Raw genomic sequence first — 10,272 nt, 5'->3', positions numbered from 1 at the left:
GTGTCGTCATCTGCTATTTCTGCCCCGGTCCCGCCCCCCCCCCCCGGCCCCCCCTCCCCGGATTTCCGCCCCCCTCGTCCGCGCCGCCCCCACTACATGGATCAAAGCCGCAGCCTGCTGCGGCTTTTTTTCGTTATGCCATCTGCTATTGGTTGCGCGCGCAAGCGTATGCAGTCGCGCCTTGTCCTGCGGACGTAGAATAGGGCGATGAACGAAGTCGACCATAGCCATCTCGTGCACGGTCGTCGGCAACGCCCGGATGGGCCGTCGCCGGTGGACGTGATTTCCGTGCAATCCCAACTGGTCTACGGCCATGCCGGCAATAGCGCGGCGGTGCCGCCGCTGCGTGCCCTGGGGCTGCGCGTCGCCGAAATTCCCACCACGCTGCTGAGCAACGCGCCGTTCTACGAGACCCTGCGTGGTCGCGTGTTGCCTGCAGATTGGTTCGCAGAACTGTTGCAGGGCGCAACCGAACGGGGCCTGCCACAACGCGCCGGCGCCCTGGTATCCGGTTACTTCGGCAGTGTCGCCAATGGCGCCGCGTTTGCTGATTGGCTGGACGAAGTACTGCCGCAATCGCCGAACCTGCGTTACTGCTTGGATCCAGTCATCGGTGATACCCATACCGGCCCTTACGTTGAGCCGGGGCTGGAAAAGATCTTCATCGAGCGCCTGTTGCCGCATGCCTGGTTGGTAACGCCCAATGCCTTCGAGCTGGGCCGGCTGACCGGCATGCCAGCATTGGAACAGGACGACGCCATCGCTGCATCGCGCAAGTTGCTGGAACGCGGCCCGGAATGGGTGATCGCGCATTCGGTGTCCGGTGATCCGGGCGAGCTGGTGACCTTGGCCATTGGCCGCGAACAGATCTGGCGTTGGACCTCGCCGCATCTGCCAGTGGATGTGGCCGGTACCGGTGACGTGTTGATGTCGCTGCTGGTCGCCTTCCTGCTCAAGGGCCATAGCTTCGAAGATGGCGTGAGTCGCGCCATCGCTGGTGTGCACGCAGCGTTGGAAGCGACCCTGGCAACCGGTGTGGAAGAGTTCGACGTGCTGGCGGCCGCACCGGCTGCCTTGGGTACGCCATACCGCTTCCGCGCCGAGCGTCTGGCGTGAGTTTGCGCCCAGTCATTGGCATCGTCGGTAGCGGCGGTGCCTTTGGACGTTGGCTGCGTGGTTTCTTCGAATCACGCATGGGCCTGCAGGTGATCGGTCACGATCCGGTCGATGCGGACTCGCAGACGCCGGAGCAGTTGCTGGAACAGGCCGACGTGTTGCTGTTCTCTGCGCCTATCCGGCATACGCCTGCATTGATCCGCGACTACATCCGGCAATCGGCCGGGCGTGAGCGCGGCAAGCTGTGGCTGGACGTGACTTCGATCAAGGCCGAGCCGGTCGCGGCGATGCTGGAATCGCAAGCGTCGGTCGCCGGCCTGCATCCGATGACCGCGCCGCCCAAAGCGCCGACCTTAAAGGGCAGGGTGATGGTGGTCTGCGAAGCGCGGTTGGATGCGCGCTGGCAGGCATGGCTGGACGAGCTGTGCATCGCCTTGCAGGCCGAGTGCGTGCGCGGTACTGCCGAGCATCACGATCGGGTGATGGCGCTGGTGCAGGCAATGGTGCATGCCACCCACCTGGCCCAAGCCGGCGTGCTGCGCGAGTACGCGCCGATGCTTGGTTCGCTGAGTGAATTGATGCCGTACCGCTCGGCCGCGTTTGAACTGGATGCGGCGGTGATCTCGCGCATTCTGTCCTTGAACCCGGCCATCTATGAAGACATCCAGTTCGGCAATCCGCATGCCGGCGAAGTGCTGGATCATCTGTTGCAGCAGCTGCAGCAGCTGCGTGGTCTGGTGGGGCAGGGCGACGATGCCGCGCGTGCGCTGTTCCGTAGCCAGTATCTGGCTGAGAACAAGGCAGCGGTGGACGAGCAGACCCTGCGCGACGGCAACTACAGCTTCGAGCGGGTCGGTTATCTGCTGGCGGATCTGACCGACCAGAGTGCGATGAGTGTGCATCTGCCGGAAGACCGCGCCGGTTCCTTGCGCGAGTTGCTGCATGTGTTCGAGCGACACGGCATCAGCCTGGCCTCGATTCATTCCTCACGCACGCCCAGTGGTGAAGTGCATTTCCGGATGGGATTTGTGCAGGCGTATGCGGCGGACGTGCTGGCAGCGGCGGTGCTGGAAATCAACAGCAGCGGCATAGGTCGCGTGCTGGAGCGGTAGGGCTGCAGCAGTTGTGGAGCTGGGGGAATTGTGGGAATTGTGGGAGCGGCGTCAGCCGCGAAGCTCCCGCCACTAGCCGAAGCCGATAGCGCACTGCAGTTGCCAAGGTGCCGTAGTGGTTGAGGATCACCAGCTTCGCGGCTTACGCCGCTCCCACAAAAGCCGAGGTAGCCAGAACACCCAGAACGGAGCGGGCTCCACCCCATCTGCGTCTCACCAGCTGCGACTTAATCCACAGCGGCGTGTGTGCAAGCATGTGGATAATCACTGACATCCCTTGGGGCACAAGGCTGTCAAGATGGTTGGTGAAAAATTGATCAGCCGCAGGCCGGATCGGCAAAGCGTATTCAGATTTATCCGGCCAGCCGCCAGCGGGGCCATCCTGGTGCGCGCCGGTAATGATCACGGCGCGCTGCAGAAGCAGGGAGTCAGGCCCGGTAGGGCTGGTTCATCGACAGGCTGACTTCGCCATCGGCACTGAACAGGTTGCTGCCACGACGCAGCAGCGGCCGGCCATCGGCAAGCTCATAACGCGGCGGACGGCTGGTGTCGGTTTGGGTGCTACTGGGCTCATCAAGAAACTCGATGACGATGCAGCTTTCGCCATCGCGGGTGGTCGCTGGAAATTGTCGGAACGCCATAGCTCGCCTCCAATGCTGGGAAGGTGGGCGCAGTGCAGGTGCGACCACCTTGTGAGCTTGCCGCTGACGTTGTTAGCGTTGCGTTACCGCAGTGTTCTCAATCTATGAATTGCAGCCGTGCCAGCTCTGCATACAAACCGTCCTGTGCCAACAGTTCAGCATGGGTGCCCTGCGCGACGATACGGCCATGGTCCATCACCACGATGCGGTCGGCCTTGAGCACGGTTGCCAGGCGATGGGCGATGACCAGCGTTGTGCGCCCAGCCATCAGCCGTTCCAGTGCCTGCTGCACGGCGCGTTCGCTCTGTGCGTCCAGCGCGCTGGTGGCTTCGTCCAGCAACAATACCGGCGCGTCCTTGAGCAGGGCGCGAGCGATCGCCACGCGCTGCTGCTGGCCACCAGACAGGCGCGCACCGCGCTCACCCAGGTCGCTGGCATAGCCTTCCGGCAGCTGCATCAGGAAGTCATCTGCCTCGGCCGAACGGGCTGCGGCACGCACTTCCTCGTCGCTGGCTTCGAGCCGGCCATAGCGGATGTTGTCGGCTGCGCTGGCGGCAAACAGTGCTGGCTGTTGCGGTACCAAGGCAATGCTTTGACGCAGCTGCGCCGGGTCAAGCTCACGCAGGTCGATGCCGTCCAGACGCAGGCTGCCACTGTCCGGGTCATGGAAGCGCAACAGCAGCGACAGCACCGTGCTTTTGCCGGCACCTGAGGGGCCGACCAAAGCTACGGTTTCGCCCGGCGCCACGGACAGACTGAAATCATCCAGTGCCGGATGATCCGGACGTTGCGGGTAATGGAACGACACATGCTCGAAGCGGATTTCGCCGCGAACCGGTGAGGGTAGCTGTTGCGGCTGTGCGGGTGCGGTGATCTGCGGACTCTCGGCCAGCAGTTCACCGATCCGGCCCATGCCGCCAGAAGCGCGCTGCAGCTCATTCCACACTTCGGCCAAGGCACCAACCGAACCGCCGCCGATCAAGGCGTACAGCACGAACTGGCCCAGCGTACCGGCTGTCATGCGGCCGTCGACGACGTCGTGCGCGCCCGACCACAGCACCGCAACGATTGCGCCGAACACCAGCACGATGGCGATGGCGGTGACAAAGGACTGTGTGCGGATGCGGCGCTTCGCGGTGGCCACGGAGATATCCAGCGCGGCCTCGAAGCGGCCACGCTCGTAGGGCTCACGGGCATGCGCCTGCACGGTGCGCACCGCGCCCAGTGTTTCCGAGGCGAGCGCATTGGCATCGGCGACGCGGTCCTGGCTGGCGCGTGAGATCTTCTGCAGCTTGCGTGCGCCCAACACGATCGGCAGCACCGCCAACGGAATGCCGATCAGCGAGTACACCGCCAGGTGCGGACTGGTGACGAACAACATCACCATCGCGCCGATCACGGTGACGCTGCTGCGCAGTGCCACCGACATGGTCGAGCCGATCACGCTGCGCAGCAGTTCGCTGTCGGCGGTCAGTCGCGAGACCAGCTCGCCGCTGCGGGTGCGGTCATGGAAGCCGGCATCCAGACCGATCAGGTGTGCGTAGAGTTTGGCGCGCAGGTCGGCGACGACTTTCTCACCCAGCAAGGAGACGAAAAAGAAACGTGCGGCGGTGGCAAGTGCAAGCACCACCGCGACGATGAACAGCAACATGAAGGCGCGGTTGATCTCGCCACCACCAGAGAAGCCGTGATCAATCATCTGCTTGACCGCCATCGGCAGGCTCAAGGTCGCCGTAGACGACACCGTCAAGGCCACCAGCCAAGCGGTAAACAGGCCGGCGTGGCGGCGCACGAACGGCCATAGGGTTTTCAGGCTGCCGAGTTTCTGCAGCTTGCGCTGCGGCGGGGTGGAGGCTGCTTCAGTCATGGTCGACGGGTTCGCTCAGGCGTAGGCGGTCGCGGGTGGCGTCGCGCAGGCGTAGTGCCAGCGCATCGATCTGGTCTGCCGGCAGGCGCACATGCAGGCGCAGGCCTTCGGGCAGGAATTGTTCTTCAAGCTTTTCAGCACCGGTGGCACCGAGCAGGGTATGCACGATACCCATGTCCTCAAAGCCGCATTGCAGGATGCGCTCGGTCATCGGCACCAATGGGCTGCGCTGGGCCAGTCGCAGGCATTCGGCAGCAGTGCCGCCATAGGCCCGCACCAGGCCGCCTGCGCCGAGCTTGATGCCGCCATACCAGCGCGTCACCACCACCGCGATGCGGTCATAACCTTGACCATCAATCGCCGCCAGAATCGGGCGCCCGGCGGTGCCTGCCGGCTCGCCATCGTCACTGGAACGGTAGTCATTGCCATGCCGGTAGGCCCAGCAATTGTGAGTGGCATCGACATCCGAGACCGACTGGATGAACGCCAGCGCTGCACCGGCATCGCTGATCGGCGCTGCCTGCGCGAGGAAGCGGCTGTGTTTGATCTCCAGCTCGTGGCTGGCGGGTGCGGCGAGAGTGTCAAGCATTGCCGTCATTCTAGTGGCAGCGCTGCAAAGCGGTAGCCGATGCTGCTCAATCCTTGAGCAGCGGCCGCAGATCGCGCGGAATGCGCGCTTCCGGGTAGTCGTGGGCAAAGCGCCGCAGGCTGGCCTTCGCACCTTCCAGATCACCTGCTTCGTGGCGTTCGCGGATGCGCTTGATCCATTGGTGGCGTGACAGCGTGGCGTCGGCCTCGATGTCGGGTGTGCTGTCTGCGGCGATGGCTTCCGCACGCTGGCGGCGCGCCTCGGCCGCTTTGCTGACAGCTTTGCTGCCAGCATGCGGAATCGGCGTGGAACCAGAAGATGCCGGACGTGGCGCTGCGGCGCGTGCTGGCGCGGCTTCGCTGCGGTAGAGGTCGGCCTGCGCGCCAGCGGTACTGATGGTCTGCTCGGCTTGAACCGGGGCAGCCATCGGTGCCGGGGCCATCATCGGCATTGGCGGAGCGGGAGGCGCGGGCGGTGCCGGCGGCGGAACCGGCGCATTGGCGAAGGCGCGTGGCGATTGCCCTGCATTGCTGGTGCTGGGTTGTTCGATGACGTTCGTCTCGTCATTGCCCGCAACATTTGCCTGAGGAGCTTGCGGCGCATCGGCACGACGTTCCTTCGCGCTTGCCACGGATTGGGGTTGCGGCGCTGCGGGTGCCGAGGCAGCGGCAGCATCTTCGGCTGCCTGGCTTGGCATTGGCGCTGCAGCCGGAACAGCAGCTACCTCTGCGGCTGCCATATCGGCAGCAGGCGCGGCGACTTCGGCGTGCTGCATCGCTGGCTGCGGCGGCAGCGGGCGCAGCTGCCAGGCCAGGCCAACCACCAGCACCAGTGACGCTGCCACGGCAAATGAAGACACCAGTCCGCGTCGGTGTCCCCAGCCACGGTTGCGCGATGCTGGGCGCAAGTTGGCTGTGGGCGCTTGGCGATGCGCAGCCTGTGTCTCTGATTGGGGTTGAGCCGGGGCCTGCGGGTTGCCCTTGGCCATGGCCAGGATTCGGGCATCCAGCTGCGCGCTGGGCCCGGCGACACCGGCGCCGGGGCGGCCGAGCAGTCGGGCCAGCTCACGCTCTTCTGGGGTCAGCATGTCTGAGATGTTCATTCGCTCAACCTCGCGCGCAGCTTGTCCATCGCATAGCGCAGCCGCGACTTGACGGTTTCCCGGCCCACGCCGGTGATCTGCCCGATCTCCTCCAGGCTGAGTTCCTGTTCCAGTCGCAGGATCACGACTTCCTGTTGTTCCGGTGGCAACTCGGCCAAGGCCTGGCGCAGTTGCATGCGCTGGGCTTGTTCGTCTGCCAGTAATTCCGGCGTGCAGTTGTCGGCCAGACGCGCGGTGCGCTCGTCGGCGTCTTCTGGTGCAGCAGGTCGATGACGGGCGGCGCGCCAATGGTCGTTGAGGCGGTTGTGGGCGATACGGAACAGCCAGGTGGCAAAGGCCGCGTCAGGCTTCCAGCCGGCGCGGGCATTGATCATCTTCTGCCAGACGTCCTGAAAGAGTTCCTCGGCCAACGGCCGGTCGCGCAGCTGGCCGAGCAGATAGTGGAACAGCCGCGCGCGATGCCGGGCGTAGAGCTCGGAGAACGCATCGCTGTCACCGTCGGCATAGGCCAACATCAGCACTTCATCGGTAGGGGTTTGGACAGCGGTATCCACCTGCCAAGCGTAGTGGCTGGCTTGGATTCTGCCTAGCTCCGTCGGTGGCGGCGGCAACGCGCATTCATAATCGTGAATCGGAATCTTTTTCTGCGACGCACTGCTCTTGACCGCTGCGAAAGGTATGCTGCAGGTTCAGGGGGGAGTTCCGGGATGCCGGGACCCAGAGAGAACGGATACATGTCGTATAGCGAGCTTGACGCGAAGGTCGAAACCCAACGCGCCGATACATTTTCGCCGGTCACCAAAGTGGTAGCGACATTGCAGAGCTTGTTGCCTCCCGTCAGCACGGTTGCGCTGGCGTGGCGTGATGGTTTGCTGGGCAAGGGTAGCTGCAGTTTCCCGGAATCAGCCGATGGTTTGTGCCAGTTGGCGCGTGACTGCCTTGCCGGAAATACCGGAGATCTTCCCGGCTCCGTTCATCTGCTGGAATGGAGTCACGACAGCGACGCGGATTACGTGCTGCTGATCGATCCCGAACAGGCATTGCCGGTGGCACGCCGCGAAGCATGGCAGGGCACGGCGCGGGTGCTGATCTGCTCGGCCATGGAGCTGATGCGCCAGCGCATCCAGATCGAAGAACTGCAACGCTCCAAACAGCTGCAGAAGGCCCTGTTCGAAATTGCCGATCTGGCCGGCGCCGATCTGGCGATGACGGAGATGATGGCGCATTTCCATCGCATCCTCGGTTCGTTGATGTACGCCGAGAACTGCTACATCGTTGAGTGCGATGAGAATCAGCAGAGCCTGGAATTCCTTTATTTCGTTGATACCCACGACAGCTATCTGCCTGATCCCGGGCGTCGCTATCGTTACGAGGAAATGCCGGCAAGTTTGACCTTCGCGGTGCTGCGCAATGGTCGGGCACTGAGCGGGCCGTCGCGTGAGCTGGCCAAATATCTGGAACAGCCGTACGAGGTATCGGAGGGCGAGGAGAGTACCGACTGGCTGGGTGTGCCGATGTGGCGGGACAACCGGGTGTGCGGTGCGATCGTGGTACAGAGTTATGTCGCCGATGCCTGCTATGGCGAGGAAGAGCTGGCGCTGCTGAACTTTGTCGCCAAACACATCCTCACCGCGATGGATAGGCATCAGGCGCATGCGCAACTGGAACAACGGGTGTGGCAGCGCACCCAGGATCTGGAGCGCATCAACGACCACCTGCAGGGCGAGATCATCGAGCGTCGGCGCGCGGAATTGCTGCAGGCGGCGCTGTTCAACATCTCCGAGTTGGCGATGAGCGGCAGGGCTACGGGCGACTTCTACGCGCAGGTCCACGAGATCATTGGCCGGCTGCTGGATGCCAGCAATTTCTACGTCGCGATGGTGACCGCAGATGCGACCGGTATCGAGTTTGTCTATTCAGTCGATCGCTTCAACCGCGAACGCGCAACCCGGATTTTCAGCGATGGCTTGACCGAGTACGCGCTGCAGCGCCGAGAACCTGTGCTGCTGACGCGCGTCGACATCGACAAGTTGATCGCGGCTGGGACCTTGAAAGAATTCGGTGCCAAGTCGCAATGCTGGCTGGGCGTGCCCTTGTTCAGCGATGACGAAGTAGTAGGTGTCATCGCGGTGCAGAGCTACAACCCGGAGGTCGCGTTCACCGCCGATGATCAGCGCTTGTTGGTATTTGTCGCCCGCGCCATCGGCAACAGCCTTGCCCGCCAGCGCGATCAACAGCGCTTGGTGCAAGCCCATGCCGACCTGGAATTGCGGGTGACCGAGCGCACCCGTGAGCTGGGCGAGGTGAATCAGAAGCTGCTGGGACAGATTGGCGAACGTATGCGCGCCGAGCAACGTTTGACCCACCTGGCCATGCACGATGTGCTGACCGGGCTGCCCAATCGCCTGCACCTGCAGGATCGATTGGAGCGTGCGATCGAGAATGCGGAGTTGGGTATCGCCCCGCATTTTGCCTTGCTGTTCCTGGATCTGGATCGCTTCAAATGGGTCAACGACAGTATTGGTCATGCTGCTGGTGACCAGATGCTGGTCGAGGTCGCCCGCCGGCTGGTGGGTCTGGTCCGCGGTGAGGACGTGGTTGCGCGGCTGGGCGGCGATGAATTCGCGCTGCTCGTGCATTCCGACCGCGGTTCGAATGCGGCGATGGACCTGGGGCGGCGTCTGCTCAAGGCGCTGGAGGCGCCGATGTGGGTGGACGGACGCGAGCTGTTCCCGTCCGGCAGTATCGGCATCGCGGTATGGGATGCCCGCTACACATCTGGCGCGGACCTGCTGCGCGACGCAGACGCGGCGATGTACCGGGCCAAGCTCAAGGGCCAGGACCGCTGTGTGTTGTTCGATGGCGCGATGCATGATGAGGCCATGCGCAGTCTGGAGTTGGAAGCGGATCTGCGGCGTGCGATCAAAAAGCGGGATTTCGTGCCGTATTACCAGCCCATCGTGTCCTTGCTGGATGGTCAGGTGGTTGGCCATGAGGCGCTGCTGCGCTGGCAGCATGAGCGTCGCGGCGTGCTGCTGCCGGGGGAGTTCTTGTCGCTGGGTGAAGAAAGCGGCCTGATCGAACAGGTCGATTGGCAGATCTACGAGCAGGTGATGCAGGACATGGCCGCTTCCGCTGTCGGCTACATCTCGGTGAACGTGTCGCCGCGGCACTTCCGTTCGGCCGAGTTCGCGCCACGCTTGCTCGGGATGCTGGACGCGGCGGGGGCAGACCCCGGGCGTCTACGTGTTGAGATCACCGAGATGGCCTTGCTGGATGACGAGCCGCGCACCTTGCGTGCCTTGCACCAGCTGCGCGAGCGTGGCGTGGTGGTGCAGCTGGATGACTTCGGTACCGGCTATTCCGCGCTGTCCTATCTGCATCGCTTCCCGATCAGCGCGCTGAAGGTGGACCGCAGCTTCGTTGCCGGCTTGCACGATGAGGGCAGCAACAGCACGCACACCTTGGTGCAGGGCGTGTTGTCGCTTGCGCGCACGTTGGGCATTGAAACGATAGGCGAGGGCATCGAAGACGCACGGCAGCTGCAGACGCTCAAGGAGCTGGGCTGCAACTTCGGCCAGGGCTACCTGCTGGGCTACCCGGCGCCGCGCGAACAGAGCCTGCAGGGCAAGAAGGCTGCTGCAGGTCTGTAGGAGCGGCGTAAGCCGCGAAGCCACGAACCTACCCGGTGCGTATCAGCTGCAATTGCACGATGCGCGCTTGAAGTTGGGTTTGGAATGTCTGCGACCCGTTTGGTCTACGAGCTTCGGCGGCCATGACCCCCGCCCAACAACGCATCACACTGTTTTTGGTGGCGGGCGCCTGCGCCCACCCCCCCCATAATT

General features: G+C 63.7%; 8 protein-coding genes. 3 read left to right on the top strand and 5 right to left on the bottom strand.

The genetic code is table 11. The features are described from left to right. Positions 1 to 207 precede the first annotated feature (207 nt). Together pdxY and ACVOLR_RS19305 are read left to right on the top strand one after the other, a co-directional pair. Entirely contained in the window at positions 208 to 1,116 is a 909-nt protein-coding gene (gene pdxY, locus ACVOLR_RS19310; RefSeq protein WP_481537875.1) for a pyridoxal kinase, read from the top strand. Then, on the top strand, positions 1,113 to 2,228 hold the full coding sequence (locus ACVOLR_RS19305; RefSeq protein ID WP_481537874.1) for a prephenate dehydrogenase: 1,116 nt from the start codon (positions 1,113 to 1,115) through the stop codon (positions 2,226 to 2,228). The genes pdxY and ACVOLR_RS19305 overlap by 4 nt, the downstream gene beginning before the upstream one ends. Before the next feature lie 428 nt (positions 2,229 to 2,656). On the opposite strand, the gene ACVOLR_RS19300 is transcribed toward ACVOLR_RS19305, so the two are convergent. From ACVOLR_RS19300 to ACVOLR_RS19280, 5 genes are all read right to left on the bottom strand, one after another. Continuing rightward, positions 2,657 to 2,869 (bottom strand): hypothetical protein, encoded by a 213-nt coding sequence (locus ACVOLR_RS19300; RefSeq protein ID WP_481537873.1) that lies wholly within the window; start codon positions 2,867 to 2,869, stop codon positions 2,657 to 2,659. A gap of 97 nt (positions 2,870 to 2,966) precedes the next feature. After that, on the bottom strand, positions 2,967 to 4,736 hold the full coding sequence (locus ACVOLR_RS19295; RefSeq protein WP_481537872.1) for an ABC transporter transmembrane domain-containing protein: 1,770 nt from the start codon (positions 4,734 to 4,736) through the stop codon (positions 2,967 to 2,969). Beyond that, the gene (locus ACVOLR_RS19290) at positions 4,729 to 5,325 is read right to left on the bottom strand and encodes an IMPACT family protein (protein ID WP_481537871.1); all 597 of its coding nucleotides are present in this window, start codon (positions 5,323 to 5,325) and stop codon (positions 4,729 to 4,731) included. Before ACVOLR_RS19290 ends, ACVOLR_RS19295 begins: the two co-directional genes overlap by 8 nt. 46 nt (positions 5,326 to 5,371) lie before the next feature. Continuing rightward, positions 5,372 to 6,427 (bottom strand): hypothetical protein, encoded by a 1,056-nt coding sequence (locus ACVOLR_RS19285; protein ID WP_481537870.1) that lies wholly within the window; start codon positions 6,425 to 6,427, stop codon positions 5,372 to 5,374. After that, complete coding sequence (locus ACVOLR_RS19280; RefSeq protein WP_481537869.1) at positions 6,424 to 6,981, bottom strand: RNA polymerase sigma factor; 558 nt, start codon at positions 6,979 to 6,981, stop codon at positions 6,424 to 6,426. The genes ACVOLR_RS19285 and ACVOLR_RS19280 overlap by 4 nt, the downstream gene beginning before the upstream one ends. A 180-nt stretch (positions 6,982 to 7,161) precedes the next feature. On the opposite strand from ACVOLR_RS19280, the gene ACVOLR_RS19275 reads away from it, so the two are divergent. Continuing rightward, a complete protein-coding gene (locus tag ACVOLR_RS19275) occupies positions 7,162 to 10,080 on the top strand; it encodes a bifunctional diguanylate cyclase/phosphodiesterase (RefSeq protein ID WP_481537868.1) in 2,919 nt (972 codons plus the stop codon). Positions 10,081 to 10,272: the final 192 nt, after the last annotated feature.

It is taken from the genome of Stenotrophomonas sp. STEN030, from assembly GCF_056759995.1.
Note: the sequence above shows the minus strand (reverse complement) of the source record. Positions and strands in the feature narration are given on the sequence as shown.

What these genes read in the sequence shown, in the direction of transcription:
- pdxY (WP_481537875.1), top strand. Translation starts at nt 208, where the DNA reads ATGAACGAAGTCGACCATAGCCATCTCGTGCACGGTCGTCGGCAACGC.
- ACVOLR_RS19275 (WP_481537868.1), top strand. Translation starts at nt 7,162, where the DNA reads ATGTCGTATAGCGAGCTTGACGCGAAGGTCGAAACCCAACGCGCCGAT.
- ACVOLR_RS19300 (WP_481537873.1), bottom strand. Translation starts at nt 2,869, where the DNA reads ATGGCGTTCCGACAATTTCCAGCGACCACCCGCGATGGCGAAAGCTGC.
- ACVOLR_RS19290 (WP_481537871.1), bottom strand. Translation starts at nt 5,325, where the DNA reads ATGCTTGACACTCTCGCCGCACCCGCCAGCCACGAGCTGGAGATCAAA.
- ACVOLR_RS19285 (WP_481537870.1), bottom strand. Translation starts at nt 6,427, where the DNA reads ATGAACATCTCAGACATGCTGACCCCAGAAGAGCGTGAGCTGGCCCGA.
- ACVOLR_RS19295 (WP_481537872.1), bottom strand. Translation starts at nt 4,736, where the DNA reads ATGACTGAAGCAGCCTCCACCCCGCCGCAGCGCAAGCTGCAGAAACTC.